The sequence below is a fragment of the Marinobacter pelagius genome (assembly GCF_003315345.1).
Lineage (GTDB): Bacteria > Pseudomonadota > Gammaproteobacteria > Pseudomonadales > Oleiphilaceae > Marinobacter > Marinobacter pelagius_A.
In genome coordinates, this window is sequence record NZ_QNRO01000012.1 from 26,224 (window position 1) to 52,319 (window position 26,096).

At 60.5% G+C, this 26,096-nt stretch carries 23 protein-coding genes; 8 read left to right on the forward strand and 15 right to left on the reverse strand.

The features are described 5' to 3' along the window. The first annotated feature begins 49 nt into the window (after positions 1–49). Together DET50_RS11510 and DET50_RS11515 are read left to right on the forward strand one after the other, a co-directional pair. Positions 50–958, forward strand: coding sequence for a DMT family transporter (locus DET50_RS11510; protein ID WP_113862994.1), 909 nt, complete (start codon positions 50–52; stop codon positions 956–958). Next, positions 948–1,226, forward strand: a complete 279-nt coding sequence (locus tag DET50_RS11515; RefSeq protein WP_113862995.1) for a GIY-YIG nuclease family protein — start codon at positions 948–950, stop codon at positions 1,224–1,226. Before DET50_RS11510 ends, DET50_RS11515 begins: the two co-directional genes overlap by 11 nt. Here DET50_RS11515 and DET50_RS11520 read toward each other — a convergent pair. Further along, positions 1,204–2,097: an alpha/beta hydrolase gene (locus tag DET50_RS11520; protein ID WP_113862996.1), complete on the reverse strand. Its 894-nt coding sequence runs from the start codon at positions 2,095–2,097 to the stop codon at positions 1,204–1,206. The two genes, DET50_RS11515 and DET50_RS11520, sit on opposite strands and share 23 nt — an antisense overlap. A gap of 102 nt (positions 2,098–2,199) precedes the next feature. Here DET50_RS11520 and DET50_RS11525 point away from each other — a divergent pair, with 102 nt between their 5' ends. Together DET50_RS11525 and DET50_RS11530 are read left to right on the forward strand one after the other, a co-directional pair. Further along, complete coding sequence (locus DET50_RS11525; protein ID WP_113862997.1) at positions 2,200–3,198, forward strand: alpha/beta hydrolase; 999 nt, start codon at positions 2,200–2,202, stop codon at positions 3,196–3,198. Positions 3,199–3,252: 54 nt separating this feature from the next. Then, a complete protein-coding gene (locus DET50_RS11530) occupies positions 3,253–3,909 on the forward strand; it encodes a YiaD family glycine zipper/OmpA-like lipoprotein (protein ID WP_113863073.1) in 657 nt (218 codons plus the stop codon). A 61-nt stretch (positions 3,910–3,970) separates the two neighbouring features. Here the strand turns inward: DET50_RS11530 and DET50_RS11535 are convergent, their stop codons facing one another. Together DET50_RS11535 and serA are read right to left on the reverse strand one after the other, a co-directional pair. Next, positions 3,971–4,255 carry a sll1863 family stress response protein gene (locus DET50_RS11535; protein ID WP_092001284.1) on the reverse strand — a complete coding sequence of 95 codons (285 nt, stop codon included), beginning with the start codon at positions 4,253–4,255 and terminating at the stop codon, positions 3,971–3,973. A 205-nt stretch (positions 4,256–4,460) separates the two neighbouring features. Then, complete coding sequence (gene serA / locus DET50_RS11540) at positions 4,461–5,690, reverse strand: phosphoglycerate dehydrogenase (RefSeq protein WP_113862998.1); 1,230 nt, start codon at positions 5,688–5,690, stop codon at positions 4,461–4,463. 189 nt (positions 5,691–5,879) lie between these two features. Here serA and DET50_RS11545 point away from each other — a divergent pair, with 189 nt between their 5' ends. Both DET50_RS11545 and DET50_RS11550 read left to right on the forward strand, forming a co-directional pair. Continuing rightward, on the forward strand, positions 5,880–7,283 hold the full coding sequence (locus DET50_RS11545) for an FAD-binding oxidoreductase (protein WP_113862999.1): 1,404 nt from the start codon (positions 5,880–5,882) through the stop codon (positions 7,281–7,283). Then, complete coding sequence (locus DET50_RS11550) at positions 7,283–7,969, forward strand: SIR2 family NAD-dependent protein deacylase (RefSeq protein WP_113863000.1); 687 nt, start codon at positions 7,283–7,285, stop codon at positions 7,967–7,969. Before DET50_RS11545 ends, DET50_RS11550 begins: the two co-directional genes overlap by 1 nt. Before the next feature lie 226 nt (positions 7,970–8,195). Here DET50_RS11550 and DET50_RS11555 read toward each other — a convergent pair whose 3' ends face one another. The 5 genes from DET50_RS11555 to DET50_RS11575 form a co-directional block, all read right to left on the reverse strand. After that, the gene (locus DET50_RS11555; RefSeq protein WP_113863001.1) at positions 8,196–9,533 is read right to left on the reverse strand and encodes an ABC1 kinase family protein; all 1,338 of its coding nucleotides are present in this window, start codon (positions 9,531–9,533) and stop codon (positions 8,196–8,198) included. 61 nt (positions 9,534–9,594) lie between these two features. Next, positions 9,595–10,257 (reverse strand): fumarylacetoacetate hydrolase family protein, encoded by a 663-nt coding sequence (locus DET50_RS11560; protein ID WP_113863002.1) that lies wholly within the window; start codon positions 10,255–10,257, stop codon positions 9,595–9,597. Positions 10,258–10,278: 21 nt separating this feature from the next. Further along, on the reverse strand, positions 10,279–10,821 hold the full coding sequence (locus tag DET50_RS11565; protein WP_113863003.1) for an adenine phosphoribosyltransferase: 543 nt from the start codon (positions 10,819–10,821) through the stop codon (positions 10,279–10,281). Positions 10,822–10,852: 31 nt separating this feature from the next. Then, positions 10,853–12,151, reverse strand: coding sequence for an NCS2 family permease (locus tag DET50_RS11570; protein WP_113863004.1), 1,299 nt, complete (start codon positions 12,149–12,151; stop codon positions 10,853–10,855). A gap of 150 nt (positions 12,152–12,301) precedes the next feature. Beyond that, the gene (locus DET50_RS11575; protein ID WP_113863005.1) at positions 12,302–12,919 is read right to left on the reverse strand and encodes a trimeric intracellular cation channel family protein; all 618 of its coding nucleotides are present in this window, start codon (positions 12,917–12,919) and stop codon (positions 12,302–12,304) included. Between the two features lie 201 nt (positions 12,920–13,120). Between DET50_RS11575 and DET50_RS11580 the strand changes: the two genes are divergently transcribed. After that, entirely contained in the window at positions 13,121–13,690 is a 570-nt protein-coding gene (locus tag DET50_RS11580) for a BLUF domain-containing protein (protein ID WP_113863006.1), read from the forward strand. A 148-nt stretch (positions 13,691–13,838) separates the two neighbouring features. Then, the gene (locus DET50_RS11585; protein ID WP_113863007.1) at positions 13,839–14,819 is read left to right on the forward strand and encodes an NADPH:quinone oxidoreductase family protein; all 981 of its coding nucleotides are present in this window, start codon (positions 13,839–13,841) and stop codon (positions 14,817–14,819) included. Positions 14,820–15,219: 400 nt separating this feature from the next. Here the strand turns inward: DET50_RS11585 and DET50_RS11590 are convergent, their stop codons facing one another. From DET50_RS11590 to DET50_RS11620, 7 genes are all read right to left on the reverse strand, one after another. Further along, positions 15,220–17,046 carry a long-chain-acyl-CoA synthetase gene (locus tag DET50_RS11590; RefSeq protein WP_113863008.1) on the reverse strand — a complete coding sequence of 609 codons (1,827 nt, stop codon included), beginning with the start codon at positions 17,044–17,046 and terminating at the stop codon, positions 15,220–15,222. Then, on the reverse strand, positions 17,043–18,998 hold the full coding sequence (locus tag DET50_RS11595; RefSeq protein WP_113863009.1) for an acetyl/propionyl/methylcrotonyl-CoA carboxylase subunit alpha: 1,956 nt from the start codon (positions 18,996–18,998) through the stop codon (positions 17,043–17,045). The genes DET50_RS11590 and DET50_RS11595 overlap by 4 nt, the downstream gene beginning before the upstream one ends. A 154-nt stretch (positions 18,999–19,152) precedes the next feature. Next, entirely contained in the window at positions 19,153–19,974 is an 822-nt protein-coding gene (locus DET50_RS11600) for an enoyl-CoA hydratase/isomerase family protein (RefSeq protein ID WP_113863010.1), read from the reverse strand. A 160-nt stretch (positions 19,975–20,134) separates the two neighbouring features. Then, complete coding sequence (atuD, locus tag DET50_RS11605) at positions 20,135–21,295, reverse strand: citronellyl-CoA dehydrogenase (protein ID WP_113863011.1); 1,161 nt, start codon at positions 21,293–21,295, stop codon at positions 20,135–20,137. A 477-nt stretch (positions 21,296–21,772) separates the two neighbouring features. Beyond that, positions 21,773–23,389 (reverse strand): acyl-CoA carboxylase subunit beta, encoded by a 1,617-nt coding sequence (locus DET50_RS11610; protein WP_113863012.1) that lies wholly within the window; start codon positions 23,387–23,389, stop codon positions 21,773–21,775. A gap of 10 nt (positions 23,390–23,399) precedes the next feature. Further along, a complete protein-coding gene (locus DET50_RS11615) occupies positions 23,400–24,266 on the reverse strand; it encodes an SDR family oxidoreductase (protein WP_113863013.1) in 867 nt (288 codons plus the stop codon). Beyond that, positions 24,263–26,074 (reverse strand): acyclic terpene utilization AtuA family protein, encoded by a 1,812-nt coding sequence (locus DET50_RS11620; RefSeq protein ID WP_113863014.1) that lies wholly within the window; start codon positions 26,072–26,074, stop codon positions 24,263–24,265. The genes DET50_RS11615 and DET50_RS11620 overlap by 4 nt, the downstream gene beginning before the upstream one ends. Between the last annotated feature and the right edge of the window lie 22 nt (positions 26,075–26,096).

Sequence of the window (26,096 nt, forward strand, 5' to 3'; positions counted from 1 at the left end):
CTAACACATTCGGCAGGGTGCTTCCTGCCAGCGACAGGAGTCATTGTTCATGACCAACCAGAAACAGGCCATGATGTACGGCCTTGCCACGGTTCTGCTGTGGTCCACTGTTGCCACTGCGTTCAAGCTGGCGCTGAGGGATCTGGCACCGATGCAGATGCTGCTGATTGCCTGCGTGGCCTCGATCGTCGTGATGGCGATTATTCTGAAACTCCAGGGGCGCTGGCATCTGGTGTTTTCCCTGTCTCGCCGTCAGTACGTGCAGTCCGTGGGGATGGGGCTGGTCAATCCCTGCCTGTATTATTTCGTGCTGTTCGGAGCGTTTGACCGGCTGCCTGCCCAGGAGGCCCAGCCTCTGAACTACACCTGGGCGCTGGTGCTCGCCTACCTGTCCGTGCCCTTTCTGGGGCAACGGCTTCGGCGGGTGGATATCCTGGCGGGGCTGGTCTGCTATGCCGGCGTGGTCGTGATCGCCACCCGGGGCCAAGTCACCTCGCTGACCTTCTCTGATCCGCTTGGGGTCGGCTTCGCCCTGGGCAGTACCCTGGTCTGGGCATCCTATTGGATCATTGCTACCCGTGATGAGCGCGATCCGGTGGTAGGCCTGTTCCTCAATTTCCTGTTCGGGCTGCCGGTGATTGCGGTGATCTGCGGGCTCACCGAGGGCTTCGAGATGCCGTCCGGAACCTCCCTGGCCGCGGCCATTTACGTGGGGGTATTCGAGATGGGGGTGGCGTTTGTGCTCTGGTCTTACGCCATGAAGAAGGCGGAAAACACCTCGAAAGTCAGCAACCTGATCTTCATCTCGCCGTTTCTGTCGCTGGTGTTCATCTATTTCATCCTGGGCGAGATTATCCTGCCATCCACCTACATTGGCCTGGTGCTGATCATGGGTGGCTTGTGGCTACAGCAGCTCAAGGTCAAGGCCCGGGAGGCGGAACTGGCCCGTGAGCAATGACTGGCATCTGTACCTGGTGCGAACCGCTTCCGGCTCACTGTATACCGGTATCTCCACGGATGTGGAGCGGCGTTTTGCCGAGCATCAGGCCGGTGCGCCGAAGGGCGCGCGCAGTCTGCGCGGCAAGGGGCCTCTGGAGCTGGTCTTCCGGGCGCAGGCTGGAGATCGCAGTCGGGCTTCCCGGCTGGAGTGGCACATCAAGCGCTGGTCGCGCTCGCGCAAGGAAGCATTGATCCGGGGCGAAATCAGTTTGTCAGATGTGCCCTGATGTGATCACCCGCGGTACGCATCGCCTCGGTCGCCCGGTCCAGTTGACCGCTATGGACCTGGAACACGTGCCAGAGGCTGTTGTAGATTTCCAGGTTAACGGGTACCCGGTCCCGCTTTGCCACTCGGGCCAGTCGTTCCGCGTCGTTGAGCAGGATTTCATCGCTGCCGACCTGGATCAGTAGTGGCGGAAGTCCCTTGAGGTCCCCGAATACCGCTGATATCAGCGGGTCCTTGAGGGATTGGTCGCCGGCATAGAGTTTTGCTGCCTTGGCAGTCCAGGCCGGTTGCAATACCGGTTCTGACTCGGGCTGATAGAGCTGCTCCTGGGTCAGATCGGTCCAGGGCGAGAACAGTGTCAGCGATGAGGGCAACGGCTGTTGGTTGTCCCGCAGGTGCATGGCCAGGGATACGCACAGACCGCCGCCGGCGGAATCACCGGCCAGGGCAATCTGATCGGGGGCGTAGCCTTCCGCCAGCAACTGGAGATAGGTCGCCTCGGCATCGTCGAGGGCCGCCGGGAAGGGATGCTCCGGCGCCAGCCGGTAGTCTGGCGTCACCACCAGGCACTGACTGGCCTTCGCCAGATGGCCCGTTATGCCCCGGTGTGTATCCGCAGAGCCGATGATGAAACCGCCGCCGTGCAGGTAAAGGATGACACCGTCCTGCTGTTTGCCGCAGCTGGTGCGAACTACCGGCACACCGGCCAGGGTGCCATGGCTGAACCGGCAGCCACGGGGAGGAACCGAGCTGCGATAGGCCTGCCGGGTCAGGGCGCGCTGGACCCTGATCGGTACCGCTGGTGTCAGTATGGGGCGTACCAGGTGGTTCATGGTTTGCCGAAGACCGGCCTCAATAAGAGGTTGCAGCATCTGTGTTCTACTCCCGCTATGCGATAGGATGGCAGTCGATCAAGGAGTCTCTGATTAACTCCTTAATCTTATTCCTGAATCATGACAGGCGTTTAACTCTACGTGTACTGGAAAACGGATACCATAGAAATACCCGACTGGGACAGGCACTCTCTGCTGGAGCGGCTTGAGCCCTTCAATCCGCAGGGCCAGGGTGAGCTGGGCGAGGAGATGGTTGCCTACTGCCGGTTCTACGGTCTGGATCTCTGGGTGGAGCACCCGGAGGTGCATTACCACCAGGGCTACGTGCATGCCGGCGAGCACGAGGTCATGGTGCACTATTACCGGCTGCCGGAATCCCGGGGCACGGTCTTTATTCTGCACGGCTACTTCGACCATGTCGGGTTGTACAGTCAGCTGATCGACTGTTGCCTGGGTGCCGGCCTGGATGTCCTGGCCTACGACCAGCCGGGTCACGGTCTCTCCAGCGGCACGCCGGCGGCGATCGGCAGTTTCCTGGAGTACCAGCAGGTGCTGACGGCGGTGATGGATCAGGCCCGGGGCAAGGTGCGCGAGCCCTGGTTCGCCGTGGGGCAGAGCACCGGTGGCGCGATACTGATTGATTACCTGCTCTCGAACCAGCACTCGGCCGAAACCTCCGACTTCAAGGAGGTGGTACTGCTGGCGCCATTGGTACGTCCCGCGGGCTGGCTTGGCGCGAAGCTTCTGCATACTCTGGTCAGGCCTTTCATTACCCGTTGGCGTCGGGTCTTTGCCGAAAACAGCAGTGATACCCGGTTCCTCCGCTTCCTGAAGGAACATGACCCGCTGCAGGCAAGGGCGGTGCATGTGGACTGGGTCACGGCATTGCGGCAATGGGTGCCGCATATTGAGTCGGCCCGGCCGGTCAACTTTCCGGTGACGGTCGTGCAGGGCGAGAAGGATCTGACCGTGGACTGGCAACACAATCTGCGGATTATTCGCAATAAATTTTCCTCGGTAGAGGAACTGAGAATCCCGGATGGACGTCATCATCTAGTGAACGAAGCCCAGGATTTGCAGGCAACGGTATTCAATACCATCATTGATACATTCACCAGGAAGGCGGTGAATGCGGCCTGAACCGGTCGCAAACCACAAACACCGCCGGGTTTTATAATGGCGCAGGAGAAAGCTGTGAAGAAAACGATTCTTGCATTTGCAGTAGCTACCGTCGGTCTGGGTGGTTGCATGACCTATGATCCCTATACCGGAGAGGAAAAGACCTCGAGCGCGACCAAGGGCAGTATCATTGGTGCTATCGGTGGCGCAGCTATCGGTGCGGCAACTTCCAGCAGCAGTGACCGGGGCAAGGGCGCCCTCATTGGCGCGGCCAGCGGTGCTGCTATCGGCGGCGGTATCGGTTATTACATGGACAAGCAGGAAGCCGAGCTGCGCCGGAAGCTGGAAGGCACCGGTGTACGCGTGGTCCGTAACGGTGATCAGATCGAACTGGTCATGCCGGGCAACATCACGTTTGACCTGAACCAGTCCTCCATCAAGCCGTCCTTCACCGGCACCCTGGAGTCTGTTGCACTGGTTCTCAAGGAATACGACCAGACCGTTATCCAGATCGAGGGCCACACTGACAGCTCCGGCTCCGACAGCTACAACCAGCTGCTGAGTGAACAGCGTGCCGGTTCAGTGCGGGACTTCCTGCTGAATCAGGGCATTGAGCCCAAGCGTACCCGTGCCGTGGGCTACGGCGAGCGCTACCCCATCGCTTCCAACGACACTGCCGCCGGGCGCGAGCAGAACCGTCGGGTTGAGCTGACCCTGGTGCCGATGCAATAAGGTTCAGGGAAAACGAAAAGGCTCCGGGTGTGAAACCTCCGGAGCCTTTTTTGTATCTGCCTCAGTTGGTGTTGCTGGGCAGCCACTCGTCGATACGTTGCTTGAGGTTGTCCAGCTGATCCTCGCCTGATTCCTTCAGTTCACCGAGCTTGGTCCTGGCAGTTTCTATCTGGTCCTCCAGGGACTGGATCTTCTCCGAAAACTCCTTCTGGATTTCCGCTTCCGCCTTGTCATCCTCGGCCTTGGCCATCTTGGCGTCCGCCTCTGCCCGTAACTGGTCGATCTGCCTGCTCCAGTGTTCGGTCTGGGTCTGCAGTTTGTTCAACAGGGACTCCCTGAGTGACATCGATTTTCTCCTGTCGCGGTATGAATGGGCTGGTCGGAACCAGGCTGTACTTTAACCATGGCTCGTATCCCCGCTTTCTCAAGGGATAATCCGGAAGTTTTCATTAAATCTCTGAAAACCGGCGTTGTTTTGGCCCCTTCTGCATCACAAAAAAGCCCGGGCATTGGCCCGGGCTTCGGTGTTACTGCATTCGTTGCCTCGCGGCTCAGAAAAGCACGCGGCAGCGGATAGTGCCCTTGACCTGGCGCAGCTTCTCGAGAGCCAGCTCGCTGTAGGCCTTGTCCACATCAATCACCACGTAACCGATATCTTCCTTGGTCTGCAGGTACTGGCCACAAACGTTGATCTCGTTCTCGGAGAACACCTGGTTGATCTCGGACATCACACCCGGCACATTCTCGTGGATGTGTAGCAGGCGGTGCTGGTTCGGATGCGAGGGCAGGGCCACTTCCGGGAAGTTCACGGAAGAGACCGAGGTGCCGTTATCGCTGTACATCGCCAGCTTCTCAGCCACTTCGCGGCCGATATTCTCCTGGGCTTCCATGGTGGAGCCACCCACGTGCGGGGTCAGGATAACGTTGTCGAACTCACGCAGCGGAGAAACGAACTCCTCGTTGTTGGACTTGGGTTCGACCGGGAACACGTCAATGGCAGCGCCCAGCAGCTTGCCGGAGCTCAGGGCATCGGCGAGGGCGTCGATGTCCACCACGGTGCCGCGGGAGGCGTTCATCAGGATGCTGCCCGGCTTCATCTGGGCAAACTGCTCGGCCTTGAACATGTACTTGGTGGCCGGGGTTTCCGGTACGTGCAGGGATACCACATCCGCGATGTTGAGCAGCTCCTGCAGGGTGCCGACCTGGGTGGCGTTGCCGATCGGCAGCTTGGAGACCACATCGTAGAAGTACACATCCATTCCCAGGCCTTCGGCGAGGACGCTGAACTGGGTACCGATGTTGCCATAGCCGATGATGCCCAGTTTCTTGCCACGGATCTCGAAGCTGTTCTTGGCGGACTTCAGCCATTCGCCGCGATGGGCCTTGGCGTTCTTTTCCGGAACGCCACGGAGCAGCAGGATGGCCTGGGCCAGCACCAGTTCCGCCACCGAACGGGTGTTGGAGAAGGGCGCGTTGAAGACTGCGATACCACGGCGGGTGGCCGCCTTGAGGTCCACCTGGTTGGTGCCGATACAGAAGCAACCTACCGCCACCAGTTTCTGGGCGGCTTCAAATACTTTCTCGGTCAGCTGGGTGCGCGAGCGGATACCGATAAAATGCGCGTCGGCGATTTTCTCGATCAGCTCTTCTTCGCCCAGTGAGTGAGTCAGATACTCGATGTTGGTATAACCCGCGGCATTCAGGGTATCAATGGCAGATTGATGCACGCCTTCCAGCAGCAGGATACGGATTTTGCTCTTTTCGAGAGACGTATTTGACATTGGATTGCTTCCGAACCTTTCGTCACATGAAATGACCTGGAGCCAGAGATCGTCGGGCTGGCTCACAGAACAGGGGCGGTATGATACCATAAACGGAGATTTTCACAGCGCGCCGGTTTGCCTGAATCAATTCCCTGTGAATGGCGTATCAACAGGCTCCGGCCCAACCCTGACGAGACTGACGCACTCATGAGTTCTGAACAGATCATTGCCTCCCTCAAAGAGCTGATTGCCACTGGCGATACCCCGGGCAAGGTGCTGACCGACCCCGCGGACCTGGATACCTACGGCAAGGACTGGACCAAGATTTATCCGCCCAAGCCCCTGGCCATCGCACTTCCGAAGACCACCGAGCAGGTGCAGGCGCTGGTGAAGTTCGCCAACGAGAACCAGGTGGCTCTGGTGCCGTCAGGCGGCCGTACCGGTCTGAGTGCCGGCGCGGTTGCCGCTAATGGTGAGGTGGTGGTTGCGTTCGATAACATGAACCAGATCCTCGACTTCAACGCCAGCGACCGCACCGTCCGGTGCCAGGCCGGCGTGGTGACCGAGCAGCTGCAGAACTTTGCCGAAGAGAATGACCTCTATTACCCGGTGGATTTCGCGTCCGCCGGCTCCAGCCAGCTCGGCGGCAACCTGTCCACCAATGCCGGCGGCATCAAGGTGATTCGCTACGGCATGAGCCGGGACTGGGTCGCCGGCCTGAAAGTGGTGACCGGCAAGGGCGATGTCCTGGATCTCAACAAGGATCTGGCCAAGAACAACACCGGCTACGACCTGCGCCACCTGTTTATCGGCGCCGAGGGTACTCTGGGCTTCATCACCGAAGCCACCATGAAACTGACCCGCAAGCCGGACGACCTGACGGTGTTGGTGTTGGGCCTGAACGACCTCACCAACACCATGGACGTGCTCAAGGCGTTCCAGAAGAAGCTCGACCTGACCGCTTACGAGTTCTTCTCCCATCAGGCCATGCAGCATGTACTGGCCCACGGCCAGGTGCAGGCACCGTTCGAGACCGAAGCGCCTTACTACGCGCTGCTGGAGTTCGAGGCGGTGTCCGACCAGGTCATGGACGATGCCATGACGCTGTTCGAGCAGTGTGTCGAGGAAGGCTGGGTGCTGGACGGCGTGATCAGCCAGAGCGAAACCCAGGCCCAGAACCTGTGGCAGCTGCGGGAGCGCATCTCCGAGTCCATCGCGCCCCGGATTCCCTACAAGAACGACATCTCTGTGGTGGTTTCCAGGGTGCCTGGCTTCCTGGAGGAAATCGACAGCGTGGTGGCCGAGCACTATCCGGATTTCGAAATCATCTGGTTCGGTCACATCGGTGACGGCAACCTGCACCTGAACATTCTCAAGCCCGAGGACATGGCCAAGGAAGACTTCTTCGAGAAGTGCCAGCAGGTCAACAAGTGGGTGTTCGAGATTGTGCAGCGCTACGAGGGCAGTGTCTCCGCGGAGCACGGTGTGGGCATGACCAAGAAGCCTTACCTGCAGTACACCCGAAGTGAGGCGGAGATCGCCTACCTGAAGGGCATCAAGCAGGTGTTCGATCCCAACGGCATCATGAACCCGGGCAAGATTTTCGACTGATGCAGGACCATATCGTCGTACTCACCGGCGCTGGCATCAGCGCCGAAAGCGGCCTCTCCACCTTCCGCGACAACGGCGGTTTGTGGGAGCAGCACAGCGTGTATGACGTGGCTACGCCCGAAGCCTTCGAGCGCAACCGGGAGCTTGTGTTGCGCTTCTATAACGAGCGCCGCCGCCAGCTGAAGGACGCCCGGCCCAACCAGGCGCACCGCCTGCTGGCGGAGCTGGAGAAACGGTACCGGGTGACCATCGTGACCCAGAATGTGGACGACCTGCACGAGCGGGGTGGTTCCTCCAATGTGATCCATCTCCACGGAGAACTCACCAAGGCCCGCAGTTCAGTGTATCCGGAGCCGGTGTATGACATCGGCTACAACGACATCAATCCCGGCGACTGCTGCGACCGCGGTGAACAGCTCCGCCCGCACATTGTCTGGTTCGGTGAGGAAGTGCCGATGCTGGAGAAAGCCGCCGAGGTGGTGCGCACCGCCGATTACCTGCTGATTGTGGGTACCTCGTTGCAGGTCTACCCCGCAGCGGGGCTGGTGTATGAGGTGGATATGGATGTGCCGATTACCGTGATCGATCCCGGCGAGCCGGCCTCGGTATCCCGCGCGAATGTCATTCGCAAGGGCGCCAGTGAGGGGGTTGCCGAGTGGGTGTCGAGGCTTGCGGGTAACCGGTAGATGAAAATGGGGTCAGAAGAAGGCTTTCTTCAGACCCCGGCCTGGCGCCCAGCTCTATGCCTTGTTCCAGGGTCGGTGAAAATGGGGTCAGATGAAAGCTTTCATCTGACCCCGACTTCATGAGCCTGACTCTGAAGTGACCCCCGAAAGTTGGACACCGACTTTCGAGGGTCACTTCACTCCGGTGCATGGGCGCTGTTGGGGGATACCTTCCCAAAACTGTGCCTTACTCCGGGGTCAGATGAACGCCTTCATCTGACCCCATCTTCAGATACCTCTCCAACTCCGCCCGAAACGCCGCCTGCACCCCCAGCCGCTTCAGCATCCAGTAATGCCCGGCTATCATCCGGTCGATGAAAATGCTCTCCACCGGCGGTTTGAAATAATCCAGGTACTTGAACACCGTGCTGGTCTTGGCCGCCACGTGCTTGTGAATGTCCGCCTCGGCGAAATCGTAGGGCTCGTCGCCCTGGAACGGAACGATGAGAATATCCCGCCACATGGCGTAATAGGCCTCATCCACCGCCGGCTGGCTGCCAACCCGGGCGCCCAGGTCGATCAGGTGCCGGTCCAGGGCCTCGTAGTCTTCCTGCAGCGCGGCGAGCAGGGCCTTGCGGTAGGCTTCGACAATCTCGGGCTTCAGCTTCTTCACGCAGCCGAAATCATAGAGGACGATGCTGCCATCCGGGCGATAGGCAAAGTTCCCGGCGTGGGGGTCGCCGTGGATGCATTGGAACCGGAACAGCTGGTCCGCCATGATCATGAAAATCCGGTGGCCGATCAGATTGATGGTGTCCTGATCGTAGCGGTCCGGGGTTACCTTGCTGACGTGATCGCCCTCCACCAGTTCCAGGGTCAGCACCCGGCGGGTGGAATGGCTGTCGATCACTGCCGGGATCAGCACCCAGGGCTGGTCCTGGTGGAAGTCCCTGAACAGCTTTATGTTGCTGGCCTCGTTCTCGTAATCCAGCTCTTCGTGGAGGCGTACCCGGATCTCGGCGAACAGCTGGTCCACCGATTCCTTCGGCATTTTCAGCAGGCCGCCGAGGCGCAGGGTCATTCGTAGCTGCTTGAGGTCCGAGTCGCAGGACTCATCCACGCCCGGATACTGGACCTTGATGATGACATCGGTGCCGTCATGCAGACGGGCCCGGTGCACCTGCCCGATGCTCGCGGAGGCGTAGGGCGCTTCCTGCACGTATTCGTAGAGTTCCCCCAGGGGTTTGCCAAGCTCCGATTCGATCTGCTCGACAATCACCTCAAAGGGCATGGGCGGGGCTTCTTTCTGCAGCTTTTCCAGTGCCTCGGAGAACTCCCGGGGCAGGAAATCCTGGGTCTGGGAAGCAATCTGCCCAACCTTCATCACCGCACCCTTGAGCTCGCCGAGAGTGTCCGCGATCTGGCCGGCCATGCGGGTATAGCTTTCGCTTTGGGCGCCTTCGTCGTTCTCACTGCGGAATACACGCCTCGCCCGTTGGCCGGCGTATTGCCCGGCCACCGAAGCGGTCATGCCTGCGAGTTTGAAGAAGCGCCCTGTTCGGGAGGTAACCGGTTTTCTTGCCATACCACTTATACGTCCGTTATCGGGAGTGGGATCGTCACTGACAACGGGCAGTCACGACCGTTCAGGTTACCCTTGTTTGCAGGAACAGCAAGTCCTCCAGTTCCAGAGTCAGGGTCTGGCCGGATTGAAGCGGGCCAACGCCTTTCGGGGTGCCGGTCAGCACCACGTCGCCGGGCATCAGGGAGAAGTGGCTGCTGATATGGGCGATCAGGGGCACGATAGGGTTGAGCATGTCCCGGGTGTCGCCGGTCTGGCGGCGTTCGCCGTCGATGTCCATGGTGAAGTGGATGTTGTCCCGGGGTAGTTTGTCGGCAGCGACAAAGGGTGAAAGGGGACAGGCACCGTCAAAGGCCTTGGCCCGCTCCCAGGGCTGACCCTTTTCCTTCAGCTTGCTCTGGACATCCCGAAGGGTAAGGTCCAGCGCGAGGCCGTAGCCAAGGATGGCCGATTCGGCCTCGCTGGCGGAAGCGTTGGTCAGGGGGCGACCAATCAGCACCGCCAGTTCGGTTTCAAAATGAACCTCGCCACGATCCTTGGGGATGTCCAGGGGGCGGGTTATGTGAACCGCCGCTGTGGAGGGCTTGATGAACAGCAGCGGTTCGTCCGGAACCGGGTTGTTCAGTTCCTTGGCGTGTTCGGCGTAGTTGCGGCCAATGCAGACGATCTTGCCGAGGGGCAGATGGACCGGTGTTCCGTCCTTCCAGTGATGTTGGTAGTCGGGCATGGCCGCCTCCTGTGTGGTTGGTCAGTCTCCTTCGAACGAACACACAGTATAGACCTGAAGGCCTTCCTCCTGCAGCTTGCGGGAGCCGCCCAGGTCCGGCAGGTCAATCATGGCTGCCACTTCCACGATCTCGGCGCCAATGCGTCGGATCAGGCGGGAAGCCGCAAGCATGGTGCCGCCGGTGGCGATCAGATCGTCCACCAGAACCACTTTGTCGCCCGACTTGAACGCATCCTTGTGCAGTTCTACCGAGGCAGTGCCGTATTCCAGTTCGTAGTCTTCCACCAGGGTATCGAAGGGCAGTTTGCCTTTCTTGCGCACCAGCACCAGCGAGGCGTTGAGCTCATAGGCCAGGGCCGAACCGATGATGAAGCCCCGGGCATCGACGGCGGCCACGGCATCGATCTTGTCACCGTGGTAGCGGTGGACGAAGGCGTCGATCAGCTTCCGGAACGCGGTCTTGTCCTGCAGGACAGTGGTGATGTCGCGGAAGGTCACGCCCGGTTTCGGCCAGTCCGGAACGGTGCGGATGGCCTGTTTGATGCTCTCTGAGAAGTAATCCATGGGGTATCCGGTCACAAGGTCAGGATGCCGCTCAGGCGACATCCAGGAACATGAATTTCAGGACGAAGACAACGGCAATGGTTACGACGCTGGCATTGAGATCAGACCAGCGGCCGGACAGCGCCTTGATCACCGCATAGGTAATGAAGCCCAGGGCAATGCCGTTGGCAATTGAGAAAGTCAGCGGCATGGTCAGTGCGGTGACAATAGCCGGGGCTGCGTCGGTAATGTCGTCCCAGTCTACCAGTTTCAGACCACTGGCCATCAGCACGGCTACGTACAAAAGCGCCGGCGCAGTGGCATACGGGGGAATGATGCTGGCAATCGGCGACAGTAGCAGACACGCCAGGAAAAGCACCGCGACCACCACCGCGGTCAGGCCGGTGCGGCCACCGGCGGAAATGCCGGCAGTGGATTCAATGTAGCTGGTGGTGGTTGAGGTACCCAGCGCCGCACCGGACATGGTGGCAACGGAGTCGGACATCAGGGCCCGGCCCAGACGTGGCAGTTTGCCGTCCTTATCCAGCAGGCCGCCGCGCTGGGCGGCGCCGATCAGGGTGCCGGAGGTATCAAACAGGTCCACGAACAGGAAGGCAAAGATCACACTGATCATGCCGACATTGAAGGCACCGGCCAGATCCAGCTGCATGAACGTCGGTGCCAGGCTCGGCGGCGCGGAGACAAAGCCTTCGTATTCAACCATGCCCAGCATCAGGGCAATCACGGTGATGGCGAGAATGCCGATCATCACAGCGCCGGTAATCTTACGGAAGGACAGGGCGCAGATCAGCACGAAGCCACCGAAGAACAGCAGGCTCTCGGCCACCTTTATGTCACCCATGCCCACCAGGGTGGCGGGGTGATCAACCACGATACCGGCGTTCTTCAGGGCAATCAGGGCCAGGAAGAAACCGATACCGGCCGAGATGCCGAAGCGCAGGGACATCGGGATGCTGTTGATCAGCCATTCCCGCACCTTCACCACGCTCAGGATGAAGAAGATGAAACCGGACAGGAACACCGCGCCCAGCGCCACCTCCCAGCTGTAACCCATGCTGCCGACGACCGTGAACGAGAAGAACGCGTTCAGGCCCATGCCCGGAGCCAGGGCAATCGGATAGTTGGCCCAAAGGCCCATGATCAGGGTGCCAATGGTGGCTGCCAGACAGGTGGCAACGAAAACCGCCCCGAAATCCATGCCGGTGGACGACAGGATGCTCGGATTGACCACGATGATGTAGGCCATGGTCAGGAAGGTGGTGATGCCCGCAACCACTTCTTTACGAACGGTGGTGCCATGGGCCTGGAGTTGGAACAGTCGTTCAAGCATGACGGTTGTCTGCCTCACAGGATGCTGGAAGTTGGGGTTTGGGCCCGGTTGGAGCCGAACGGTTTTGAATTGCGTGAAAAAACGGCAATGTTACCGCCTGAGCTTTCTCAGGCCAAGGGATGATTGACAGTTCAGGATTACAGAATATGCCTATTGCTGCCCCGGGTCCCTTTGCAGGCGAATATCGAAGCGAACAGCCAGCATCCGGACGATCACGATAAACAGGAGCCCGATGGTCAGTGCCAGGGCCTCGCTCTCCAGGGACCACTGGCAGACAAAGTACAGCCAGCACCCGGCGAACGAGATAGAAGCGTAGATCTGATCCTTCCGGAAAATGTACGGCACCTCGTTGCACAGGGTATCCCGCAGGGCGCCACCGAAGGTTCCGGTCATCACGCCCAGCAGGGAGGCAACGAACCAGGAGTGCCCCAGGTCCAGCGCCAGTTGCGCCCCCAGTATGGAAAATATTCCCAGCCCGATGGCATCCGGAAATACGATGCGGGACTCCCGCAGACTATGTGCCCGGCTCCAGTAACTGAACACGATGGCCATGGCCAGGATCAGGATGGGTTGCTCCTGATGCTTGATCCAGTATAGCGGGTGGTTGTCCATCATCAGATCCCGCAGGGTGCCGCCGCCCAGGGCCGTGATAAAGCCGATGGTAAACACACCCACCGGATCCATGTTCTTGGAGCGCGCCACAATCATGCCGGAAATGGCAAAGGCGACGACCCCGATCATTTCAAGCAGGTAGATAATGTCGAACATGGAAAATCCCGGCAAACAGACAACAGAACGGGTGCACGCCCGCGACAGGTGCGCGAAGGATAGCCGAAATCGCCCTCTGATTCATCTCCGACCCCCACACCGGTATCCGTTGGAAGCATACCTGTGATCCATCGCGACATGTCCCAGCGTATCTTGCCTCCAACCTACTCTTTTCCCTTCGCCACTCAATGGAGACGCAGTATGTCCCTGATACGTCTGGCCTATGCCAGTGAAGCTACGTTTGATGCCCAGCCCGTTGAAAAAGGGGTAGAGCCCCATGTTGCTCGGATCCTGCTGACGTCTCGCAACAACAACGCCAAAGCAAAGCTGGTGGGGGGGCTGTACTACGGTAACGACCGGTTCTTCCAGTATCTCGAGGGGGAAGAAGAGGAAGTCCGGAAGACCTTCGACCGCATCAAGCGGGACGACCGGCACCGGAACATCATCACGCTGATCGAAGAACCCATCGAGGCGCGCACCTTCAGCAACTGGTCCATGAAATACGTACCGCTGTCCGCCGACGTGCGAAAGTTTCTGGAACGCCACGGACTGGACAGGTTCAATCCCCAGGCGTTCTCCGCCGAACAGTGTGAAGAGATGATCGAGCTTATCCGCGACTCCAACCATGACCAGAAGCTGGTCAACCACGACGAAGCGGTTACTGCTCCCGCCAGCAAACCTTCGGGCTTTTCCCCGGCCCTGAAGTTCGGCCTGATCGCTGCGGCGGTCTGCCTGGTTGGCGCGCTCATCTATGCCGGATCGCTGCTCTGAGCACGGGCGGAACAGCCCGACAATAAGCAGCGTTTATTGTGAAAAATAAAGGATCCTGATTTGCCTCATGGCCCGAGAGTGTTTAGCTTGATCGCTATCAAGAATTCCGGAAACGCCGGTCGAACAATAAACAATCTCGGGAGAATCCATGAAAGCCATACTCTGCAAGGAATACGGGCCCGCCGACAAACTGGTCATTGAAGAGGTACCCAGCCCGGAAGTGAAGGGCAGAGGTGTGAAGGTCCGCGTCAAGGCGGCGGGACTGAACTTCCCCGATACCCTGATCATCGAGAACAAGTACCAGTTCAAACCGCCCCTCCCATTCTCGCCGGGTGGTGAGATGGCCGGCGAAGTCATCGAGGTAGGCGAGAAGGTCACCCGCTTCAAACCCGGTGATCGGGTCGCCGGCCTCACCGGCCACGGTGCCTTTGCAGAGGAAGTAGTAACCGCGGAAGACAACCTCCTGCCCGTCCCCGACGGCATGTCCGACGAAAAGGCCGCCGCCTTCACCATGGTGTACGGCACCTCCTACCACGCCCTGAAACAACGGGCTAACATTCAGCCGGGAGAAACGCTTCTGGTACTTGGTGCCAGCGGTGGCGTTGGCCTGGCCACGGTCGAACTCGGCAAAGCCATGGGCGCCCGTGTTATCGCGGCGGCCAGTTCCGCCGAGAAACTGGCGGTTGCCAAAGAAGCCGGCGCCGATGAGCTGATCAATTACTCCGAAGAACCCCTCAAGGAAACCGCCAAGAAGCTCACCAAGGGCAAAGGCGTGGATGTCATCTACGATCCCGTTGGCGGCGACTTCACCGAACAGGCCCTGCGCGCCATGGCCTGGAACGGTCGCCACCTCATCGTTGGCTTCGCCGCCGGCGAAATTCCGAAGATCCCGGCGAACCTGACGTTGCTGAAGGGCTGTTCCGTGGTTGGTGTATTCTGGGGCGACTTCACCCGTCGCGAGCCGGAGGTGAGTGCCCAGAACATGATGGATCTGATGAAGCTGTTCTCCGAGGGCAAGATCGATCCCAAAATCAGTGCCGTCTACGAATTCGAGGATTACGTGGAGGCTTTGGGTGCTCTTACGGGGCGGAAGGCTACCGGGAAGGTGGTGCTCAAGGTTGGGTCCTGAGTTCTGGCCTGATTTGCGTTCCTAGCCTGCCTGGTTTCGGGGGTGGTGAGAGTGGGTGGCCCCTCCCAAAAACCGCTACAAGCACGTCCGTGTGCGCTTGACTCCGGCCATCCATGGCCTCCGACATTTTAGGGAGGGGCCACCCACTCTCACTCTCTGAACTTGGCAGTGATAGTCGAGCAGAGCCAGCCCTAAAATCATTGGTGACGCCAGACGCGTGGCTATAACTCCCAGTTTCGATTGCCGGGCTGGGGTAGTCTTCCCAAAAATGTTGAAGGCCATGGATGGCCTGAAACAAGCGCACATGGACGTGCTCGTAGCGGTTTTTGGGAAGACTACCCCAGCCCGGCAAACTCCGAACCTAACAGGCTAGGGCCAAACCAGGACCAAAAACCAAAGGTCAAAACCGAACCTCCCCAGCATCAATCCGAGAAACCAGCTCCGAATCAACCAAGGTGTAACCAGAAGTTCCCGGCAACCATGCGTAGACTTCTTCACGGGGTCGGGGCGAATAACCGAGCTTCTGGATATCCACCTTCCGGTACTTGAACGTCCCCGTCATCTCAATGGCGTGAGTGATACGCACGAATACCGGCACCGCATAGGGTGGCAGGTTATCCTGCAGATAGGCGAACAGACGGTTGACGTCGAAATCCTTGCCGTTGTTATGGGGCACCAGCGTCGCCATGCCCGCCTTGCCGTTGGTCCCGGGGATCTCCACGCCGTAGACAATGGCCTCCTCCACCATGCCGGAGCCATCGATGATGTTCTCCACCTCCGTGGTCGAGACGTTCTCCCCCTTCCAGCGGAACGTGTCCCCCATCCGGTCCACGAACTGCAGGTGTCCGAAACCGATCTCCTTGAGTACGTCGCCGGTATTGAACCAGGCATCGCCCCTCTTGAAAGCGTCCCGGAGGATGGACTTTTCGGTCGCCTCTTTCTGGGTGTAGCCCTCAAACGACCATTTTTTGGTGATCTCGCCGATCAGGAGGCCCGGTTCGCCCTTCTTGACCGGTTCGAGTTTGCCCTTCTTGTTGCGAACCGGGTCGCGGGTGCCCTCGTGGTATTTCACCAGTTTGTAAGGCGCCGTGGAGAAGCCCACGGTATTGTCCATGTTGAAGAAATTGCTGAAGCCGATGTTGCCCTCGGAGGAGGCGTAGAGTTCCGCCACGGTTTCGATGCCGAAGCGTTCCTTGAATTCCTTCCAGATGGATGGGCGCAGGCCGTTGCCGATCATCTTGGTCAGGCTGTGGTTGCGGTCCTGGTCGCTCGGCGGCTGGTTCAGCAGGTAGCGGCAGAGTTCGCCCACGTAGCCGAAGGTGGTGGCGTTGTAGCGGCGCACGTCGTCCCAGAAGGCGGTGGCGGAGAATTTGCGGCGCAGGGCGATGGCGGAGCCGCCGGCCAGTACCGAACCCCAGCACACCAGCAGGGCGGTGCCGTGGTACAGGGGCAGTGTGCAGTAGAGGACGTCTTCCGGCTCCATGGCCAGGGACATCATGCCGAAGCCGCCATAGGCTTTGACGAACTTGCGGTGCGAGCCGGGGGCGGCCTTGGGCAGGCCGGTGGTGCCGGAGGTGAACAGGTAGATGGCGGTATCGCCCATGGTGGGCGGGTTGCTTACCAGCGGACGGGTGCCTGAATAGCTGCTGATCTGCTCTGCCATGTTGGTATAGCCGGCAGGAGCGTCGCCGAAGCTGTTCATGGTGTTGGTGTCCGCCAGGAACTGGAATGGCTGACTATGCCGGGGGCGAATGTCGCCGCGGATGTCCTCGATGTGTTCCACCAGCTCTTCACCGACCACCACCATACGCGGCTGGATCAGGTTAATGCTGTGGGCCAGGACCTTGCCCTTCTGGGAGGTGTTGAGCATTGCACAGGCAATGCCGACCTTGGCCGCGCCGGCGACTACCGCCAGCAGTTCGGGCCGGTTCTCCAGCAAGACGGCAATGGCCTCGCCCTTTACCAGCCCCTTGTCTTTCAGATAGTGGGCGATGCGGTTACTCCAGGTATCGAGTTCGCTCCAGGTGATGGATCGGTCCTCGAACAGGATGGCGGGCCGGTTGCCGTATTTCTCAGCGTTCTGCTCGATCAGCTTGCCCAGGGTCAGGTCTGCGTTCTCATCCTTCACGGAGTAGTAGTACAGTCCCTTCGCAATGGCGGGAAACCGGCGGAGGACGCCGGGCAGGCTGCGGAAGATGTCTCGGGCAGATACGGTGTCTTGGCTCATGTTTTTTCTTCAGTAACGGTGATTTCCACCAGGAGTTGGCTGCGTCTGACCTGTTCCCCGGCACGGGTATGCACGCCGGCAACCACGCCAGGCCGGTCGGCCTTGACCGGGTGTTCCATTTTCATGGCTTCGAGGATGACCAGGGTCTGGCCCTGTTCCACGGTTTCGCCTTCGGCCACCAGTACATCAATGATAGCCCCGTCCATGCTGGCCTGGAGCTTTCCGCTCCCGGCGCCGGCGCTGCCAGCCGCTGGTTGGTGGGTCACATCCCGCACCGACCAGGACTGGCCGAACGCCTGCAAATATAGGGAATCGCCTTGCCGGTGGTATTGGCAACGCTGACGAACGCCATTGTCGATAATGCATAACAGGCCATCGGAGTGGCTCTGGACCTCCAGATGGTATTCCTCGTCACCATGGCTCACGGACAGGCTGTTGCCGCTTTTGCGAACCTTCAGTTCGAGGGTTTCGCCCTGCACCTCCAGCTTGATCGGTATCACCGTTGCGGGCGCGTTACTCCAGCCGCCTTGGCCCGAATTGCCAAGACCCAGGGCGCAGGCGCTCAGGGCCAGTTCCCGGATGCTGAGTTTTTGCGGTGACAGGGAGGGATCGTCGGCGAACGCGCTTTGCAGGAAGCCCGTAGTGGCTTCACCGGCGCCGAAGGTGTCATCGGCGATGATCCGGCTGAGGAACCAGCGGTTGGTGGTGACGCCGAATACTTTCGTGTCCTCAAGAGCGCGAATCAGCCGGCGGCGGGCCTCATCCCGTGTCTGGCCCCAGGCGATGACTTTGGCCAGCATGGGGTCGTAGTGGGGGCTGACCGTATCGCCGGAGCGGACACCGGTGTCGTAGCGCAGGCCTTCACCTTCGGCAGGTTCAAACCAATGGAGTTCGCCGGTCTGCGGGGTGAAGCCGTGGGCGGGGTCTTCGGCGTATAGGCGTACTTCGATGGCATGGCCATTGAGTGTGATCTCCTCCTGGGTCAGCGGCAGGAGCTGGCCCTCGGCGACGGCAAGCTGCCAGGCCACCAGGTCCTGGCCGGTAATCAGCTCGGTGACCGGGTGTTCCACCTGCAGGCGGGTGTTCATTTCGAGGAAGTAGAAGTTGCGGTCTTTGTCCACCAGGAATTCCACCGTGCCGGCGCCTTCATAACCACAGGCCAGCGCGGCCCGGACGGCGGCTTCTCCCATGGCCTGTCGGAGTTCGGGGGTGACGAAGGGAGAGGGGGCTTCTTCGACCACTTTCTGGTGGCGTCGTTGCACTGAGCAGTCCCGTTCGCCCAGGTAGACGGCGTTGCCGTGGCGGTCGGCAAAGACCTGGATTTCCACGTGCCGGGGTTCGATAACCGCTTTTTCCAGGATGAGTTCGTCATCACCGAAGGCCTGTTTGGCCTCGGAGCGGGCGCGTTTGAGGTTGTCAGCCAGTTCGGCTTCGTTTTCCACCAAGCGCATGCCCCGGCCGCCGCCACCGGCGGAGGCTTTGACCATTAGTGGGAAACCGATATCGGTTGCGGCCTGGATCAGCTCGTCGTCGCTGGCGTTGTCGCCCTCGTAGCCGGGCACGACGGGGACGCCGGCTTCCTTCATGGCGATCTTGGAGCGGCGTTTGCTGCCCATCAGTTCGATGGCAGATTCCGGCGGGCCGACGAAGACGAGGCCGGCGTCTTTGCAGGCTTTGGCGAAGGCGGAGTTCTCGGAAAGGAAGCCGTAACCGGGGTGAATGCAGTCGGCTCCGGTTTTTCGGGCCGCCTCAAGGATCGCTTCGGCATTCAGGTAGGAAGCTGAGACCTGCGCCGGCCCAATGCAGACGGCTTCGTCGGCCAGTTCCACGTGCATGGCGTTGGCGTCCGCTTCGGAGTAGACCGCGATGGTGCGGTAGCCCAGGGCTTTGGCAGTGCGGATGACCCTTACGGCGATTTCGCCTCGGTTGGCTATCAGGAGTTTTTTTAGCATTGTGGTTTTCTCTGAGTTGGGTGCATGCCGCAAGGGGGAGGGTCGATTCACTTCCAGAAAACCGCTACGAGCACGTCCATGTGCGCTTGTTTCGGGCCATCCTTGGCCCTCAACATTTTCTGGAAGTGAATCGACCCTCCCCCTTGCTCCGCAATCATTCGTCGTTGTCTGCCCATTTGGGGGGACGCTTTTGCATGAACGCCATGGTGCCTTCGGCGCCTTCCGGGCCACGGATGGCCTCTGCGAAGTTTTCTGCGGCGCTGTCCAGGAGTTTGTGCATCGGTTCGTGGCCGACCCGGTACAGCAACGCCTTGGTCTCGGCCGTGGCGTTGGGGGCGCACAGGCGGACGCGTTCGAGGGCCTGTTCAAGGAGTTGATCCAGCTCCTCGTCTGTTTCCGCAACCTGATGGACTATGCCCAGGGCGCAGGCTTCTTTGGCGTCGATTCGAAGGCCGAGCAGGGCCAGCCTTCGGGCCTGGGTCAGGCCAATGCGTTCCACTACAAACGGAGCGATCTGGGCGGGTATAACACCGAGGGTGGTTTCCGGCATTCCGAATTTGGCCGTGGGTCCGGCGATGGCGACGTCGGAGACGCAAGCTAGACCAAAGCCCCCGCCCATTACGGCACCTTCGGTGACCGCAATGACGACTTTCGAGGATTCGTTGACCTGCTGGATCATCTGGCCGAAGGCACGGTTCAGTTTATAGAACGGGTCGTGCTGGCCTTCTTCCGGTTTCTGGCCCCGCGCCCCGGCCATGTCCTTGATGTCGCCACCGGCGCAGAAGTGGCCTCCGGCACCGCGGATGACGACGGCGCGGATGGTTTCGTCGTGTTCGATCTGGGTAAAGATCGTTGCCAATTCCGCCACCATTTGCAGGCTCATGGCGTTGCGGACATCGGGGCGGTTGATGGTTAAAAACAGGGTTGGGCCCTGTTTTTCAAGGAGAAGCGTTTCGCAATGAGGTAACCGTTCCATTTGTGACTCCACGCACTAAATTTGGGGTCTGCAGCCCGGAAGCACTTGCCAGGACCGTTGAGGGCCAGGGACGGCCCGAAACGAGCGCACATGGACGTGCTCGTAGCGTGTCCTGGCAAGTGCTTCCGGGCTGCAGACCATGCACCAATTTCTACTCTGGTCAGTCGCGCCGCTTACCCGGCAAAGTACCCATCAGCTTGCAGATAATCCCGAGCATGATTTCGTCGGCACCGCCGCCGATGGACACCAGCCGGACATCCCGGTAAGCCCGAGACACGGGGTTGTCCCACATGTAACCGTTACCACCCCAGTACTGCAGACAGCTGTCTGTCACCTCTCGCCCCAGACGCCCGGCCTTGAGCTTGGCCATGGAGGCGAGCCTCGTTACGTCCTTGCCGGCAATGTGCAGTTCGCAGGCCTGGTAAGTCAGCGCCCGAAGGGCCTCCACCTCGGTCTGCAGTTCTGCCAGACGGAAATGGATGTACTGGTTGTCCAACAACGGCTGGCCGAAGGTCTTGCGCTCACGGCAGTACTCGATGGTCTTGTCGATACAGACCTCCAGCGCCTTGATGACATTCGCCGCGCCCCACATCCGCTCCTCCTGGAACTGCAGCATCTGCATCATGAACCCCGTGCCCTCGGCCCCGATCCGGTTACGCTGGGGCACACGAACATCGTCGAAGAAAATCTGGGCGGTTTCAGAGGAGCGCATGCCCAGTTTGTTCAGATGCGGACTGAAAGTGATGCCGGGGGAGTTCATCGGTACCACGATCAGGGACTTGTTCTTGTGGGGCTTGTCGTCGCTGGTGTTGGCCAGCAGACAAATGAAGTCTGCCTTCGGCGAGTTGGTAATCCACATCTTCGAGCCGTTGATGATGTAATCGTCGCCGTCTTTCTTCGCGGTGGTCTTCAGACCGGCAACGTCCGAACCGGCACCGACCTCACTCACGCCGATACAGCCGACCATGTCACCGGCAATGGCGGGAACGAGGAAGTCCCGTTTGAGCTCGTCGGAGCCGAAGCGGGCGAGGGCGGGGGTACACATGTCGGTCTGCACGCCAATCGCCAGGGGCACGCCACCGCACAGCGCCGTTCCCAGTTCCTCGGCCGCAACCAGGTTGTAGCTGTAATCCAGACCCATACCTCCGTATTCCTCGGGTTTCTGGATGCCGAGGATGCCGAGGTTGCCGAGTTTCTTGAACAAATCATGGATGGGAAACTCGCCGGCTTCTTCCCATTCGTCGCAGTAGGGGTTGATCTCTTTTTCGACGAAGTCTCTTACCGTTTTCCTCAGGGCTTCGTGTTCGGCTGTGAATTTCACGTTCTTGTTCTCCTGGGTGGTTAGTTCGTGCCTGTTTGTTCTGGTGCACGTCCATTAGCCTGGGTTGCGGGTGTGGGGGATGGCTTTCAGAAAACCGCTACGAGCACGTCCATGTGCGCTTGTTTCGGGCCATCCATGGCCCTCTACATTTTCTGAAAGCCATCCCCCACACCCGCCTTTGTCTGAAACGATGTTGCTGCCTGTTGAATTCCTTTTTCTGGTTGACCCTTCGCCATAACGAGCTCTTTCTTTGCTGCTCTCATCTCTTTGTCTGCCTCGAAAAGCTGACTCTAGGAGGGGCGGTATTCCCAAATTTGCGTGAACCGGTTGGAAGGACCTGTCCAAAAATGTTGAAGGCCAAGGATGGCCTGAAACAAGCGCACATGGACGTGCTCGTAGCGGTTTTTGGACAGGTCCTTCCAACCGGTTCTCCCCCCAAATTCGAACGCCTCGAGGCGGGCTCCACCTATGAACAGGTCAAAACCGCGCCACACCAAAAGTGTTGGGCCGCAACTGCCGCTGTTCGGCTTCACGGCAGACCGATAGCACCAGGGCCAGAACCCGCCGGGTATCCCGTGGATCGATCAGGCCGTCGTCCCAGAGCCGGGCCGTTCCGTACAAGGCCGTGGAGCCATCCTCCAGTTTCTTGGCCGTCGCCTGTTCCAGGAAATCCAGCGTCTTGGCATCCGGCTCCATGCCACCGCGGCGCTGCTTCTCCTCCGCTACGATGCGCATCACCTTGCCCGCCTGAGCCGGACCCATCACAGCCGTTCGGCTGTTGGGCCAGGCGAAGATGAAACGTGGGTCGAGGCCCCGGCCGCACATCGCGTAGTTACCTGCACCATAGGAACCGCCAACCACAATTGCGAACTTCGGCACCCGGCAGTTGGCCACCGCCTGAATCATCTTTGACCCGTGTTTGATGATGCCGTTCTGTTCTGAATGCGTTCCCACCATGAAACCGGTGGTGTTGTGCAGGAACAGGATCGGGGTGCCGGCCTGGTCGCAGAGTTGGATGAACTGGGCGGCCTTGGTGGAGCCTTCCGGGGTGATTGGGCCGTTGTTGCCGATGATGCCGACGGAATGGCCCTCGATGCGGATGGTGCCGCACACGGTCTGGTCGTCGTAGCCGTTCTTGAAGTCCAGGAACCGGGAGCCGTCGGCGATTCGGGCGAGGATTTCCCGGACGTCGTAGGGTTTCTTGGAATCGGCGGGAATCACGCCCAGTAGTTCTTCGGCCGGGTACAGGGGCTGTTCCCACGCCATTTCCCGCTGGGGCGGGAGATGCTCATTCCAGGGCAGGGCGCCGAGGATTTCACGGGCCTGGCGGATGCCGTCGGCGTCGTCTTCGGCGAGGTATTCGGCGGTACCGGCCACGGTGGCGTGCATTTCGGCGCCGCCGAGTTCTTCGTCAGTGGCAACCTCGCCGGTGGCGGCTTTCAGCAGGGGCGGGCCGGCGAGGAACATCTTGGCTTGTTCGCGCACGGTGATGACATAGTCTGACAGCCCCGGCTGGTAAGCGCCGCCGGCGGTGGCGTTGCCGTGGACCACGGTGACCTGGGGGATGCCGGCGGCGGACATGCGGGCCTGGTTTGCAAAGCCTCGCGCCCCGAGCACGAAAATGTCGGTGGCGTAGTTGAGGTTGGCGCCGCCGCTTTCGGACAGGGACACCACGGGCAGTTTGTTCTCCATGGCGATCTGTTGCAGCCGCAGGGTTTTGTCCAGGCCGGCCGGAGTGATCGTGCCGCCCTTGATGGCGCTGTTGCTGGCCACCACCAGGCAGCGCACACCGCTGACGGTGCCGATGCCGGCGATGATGCCGCCGCCGGCCTGGGAGCCGTCTTTGTCATCGTGCATCTTGTAGCCGGCCAGGGAGCACAGTTCCAGGAATTCGCTGCCGCGGTCTAGCAACCGGTTGATGCGATCCCGGGGCAGGAGTTTGCCCCGTTTGGTGAATTTTTCCCGTGCCGATTCGGCAAGATCCAGAACCTTCTGCTCGACCTCGCGGAAAGTGTGGATGTGGGCCTCCATGGCTTCGGCGTTGGCCCGGAAATCGTCGGACTGAGGGTTTACTGTGGTGTCGAGTACCTGCATGGTCGGCTCCTCAGTCCTCGCTCAGTACTTTCGGGGTGACGGCGCGGTGGAAGCCGTTCCAGGGCTCATTGTTCTTGGCTTTCGGCATCGGCCAGACACGTCCTCCCTGGGAGGCGGCGCCGTCGATTCTCAGGCAATCACCAGAGATAAAGGTGGCGGCCGGGCTGAGCAGGAAACAGATGGCGGCGCTGACTTCGGATTCGGTGCCGAGGCGCTTGATCGGCACGGCGTCGGCCAGGCTGCGGATCCAGTTCTTCATGTGGGCGGGATAGTTGTCCATGCCGCTGGAGGCGATCCAGCCCGGGGCCACGGCGTTGACGCGGACACCGGACGGAGCCCACTCCACAGCGGCGGTCTGGGTGAAGTTGACCATGCCGGCCCGGGCTGCGCCGGAATGGCCCATGCCGGGCATGCCGCCCCACATGTCGGCGACGATGTTGACGATGGCACCGCCGGTTTTACTCAGGGCCTGGGTGTAGGCTTCCCGGGCCATCAGGAAGCCGCCGGTGAGGTTGGTCCGGACGACGGTTTCCCAGCCCTTCTGGTTGATGCCGGTCAACGGAGACGCAAACTGGCCGCCGGCATTGTTCACCACGCCGTTGAGACCGCCGTGTTCGGCGATGATGGCGGCGACGGTCGCCTTGACCGACTCCTCCTCGCGGATATCGCACACATGGGCCGAGGCGATGCCGCCGTCCTCGGTGATTTCTGCCTTTACCGCGTCAACCTTTTCCTGCTTCCGGCCAACCAGGGCAACTCTGGCGCCCAGGGCGGCCAGCTCGTGGGCCGTGCAGCGGCCGATGCCGGAGCCACCGCCGGTGACGATGTAGGTGTGGTCTTTGAACAGGTCCGGCTGGAATACAGAGCGATAACTCATCGTTTTTGTCCTTTTTCATAAACGGCCCGGCTGATGGGCACGGGAAATTCCAGAAGCTGCTGGGCGAAGGCCTTGCCCTGGGGATCGATGCGCAGGCTGGCAACGCCGCCGCCTCCGAGGCTGTGTTCCAGCAGGAAGTTGAATGCGTGCAGGCCGGGCATGGCCCAGCGGGTGACCCTGCCGGTCTCGGGATTCAAGGTGTGGGCCATCCAGTCCGCGACGCCGGCCTCGGTCAGGGCGGAAGCGATGTAGGGTTCGAAAGCCGGATCTCGGGCGATGACGCCGATGTTGCTGTGATCGCCCTTATCGCCGCTGCGGGCCCAGGCCAGTTCGATCAGGGGTACGACCAGGTCGGCTTCCGAAGTGGCTGCGGAGTCGACAACCGGCAGGAGCCGGTCCGGATCAAAGCCGCCGTCCGTGCGGATGTCGATCGGTGTCTGTTCTCCTCCCAGGTCCACGGTTACTGAGACGTCCGTCTTCGGAACCAGGCAGGACCACAGCCGGATCTTGGGCCACACAGTCGGCCGCCCGCCGACAATACCGGTAATTCCCGGTGCCATGCCGGTGGCGGCCTGGGCAATTTCCCGGGAGAACAGAACAAGCGCCTCTTTTTTCGGATGGGCGGTGCTGATTTTTACCACCACCTCCCGGCACTCCTCGCCACGGGCGTGGGCGCCATAGGTGGTTTCGGTGCCCAGCAGTTCGATGCTGGTTTCGGAGTAATCAGGCAGGCCCCGCTCGCTGAACATGCGGGAGGTCTTGGCCAGGATGGCCTCGGCCACGGTCTGCGCCTTGTTGCGGGCATCGAGGCCGGCCAGCAGGAAGGTGACTGTGCACTTGAAACCGTCCGGCCAGGTGCCGGATACCTTGTAGCTGTCGGTGGGAGCCTGGCCACGGGCCCCTTTGACCGTTACCCGGTCGGGGCCGGACTCCTCTAGGGTGACCCCGGTGAAATCACACACCACGTCGGGAAGCAGGTAGGCACGGGGATCACCGATCTCGTAGACGAGTTGTTCCGCGACGGTCCCCCGACTGACCATACCGCCGGTATCCTCGGGCTTTGTGATGGCAAAGTCGCCTGAAGCACTGACTTCGGCGATCGGGAAGCCCATATCGGCATAGCCGTCGGCCACATCCTGCCAGTCGGTGAAGTTACCGCCGGTGGCCTGGGCGCCGCATTCCAGCAGGTGGCCGGCGAGGCTGCCCTGGGCCAGTTTGTCGTAGTCGTCCCATTGCCAGCCGAACTCGTGCACCAACGGTGCCAGCACCAGGGCGCTGTCCGCCACGCGGCCGGTGATGACAATGTCGGCCCCCTGTTCCAGGGCGGCCACCAGGCCTGGTGCGCCCAGGTAGGCATTGAGGCTGACCATCATGGCCGGCATGGGCTGGCCGGTGGTCATCTCGGTGATGCCGGCGTCGCTGAGTTTTTTCTTCTTCATCAGCAGGTCGTCGCCGAGTACCAGGGCAATCTTGAGATCGACACCCGCCTTCTCACACAACGCCTGTAGAGCGTCGCGGCAGGCTATCGGATTCACGCCGCCGGCATTGGCCAGTACCCGGATGCCTTTCTCTCTGATCTCGCCAAGCAAGGGGCCCATCACGGTCTGGACGAAATCCCGGGCATACCCCTGGGTCGGGTCCTTCATCTTCTGGCCGGCCATGATCGACATGGTGATCTCGGCCAGGTAGTCCGCCACCAGGTAATCGATATTGCCCTTCCTGACCAGCTGGGCGGCGGCGGTCTCGGTGTCGCCCCAGAAGGCGGCGGAGCAGCCGATACGCACGGTCTTGCGGTTGGAATCTGACATCTTCTCTGCCTTGTGTTTGTCG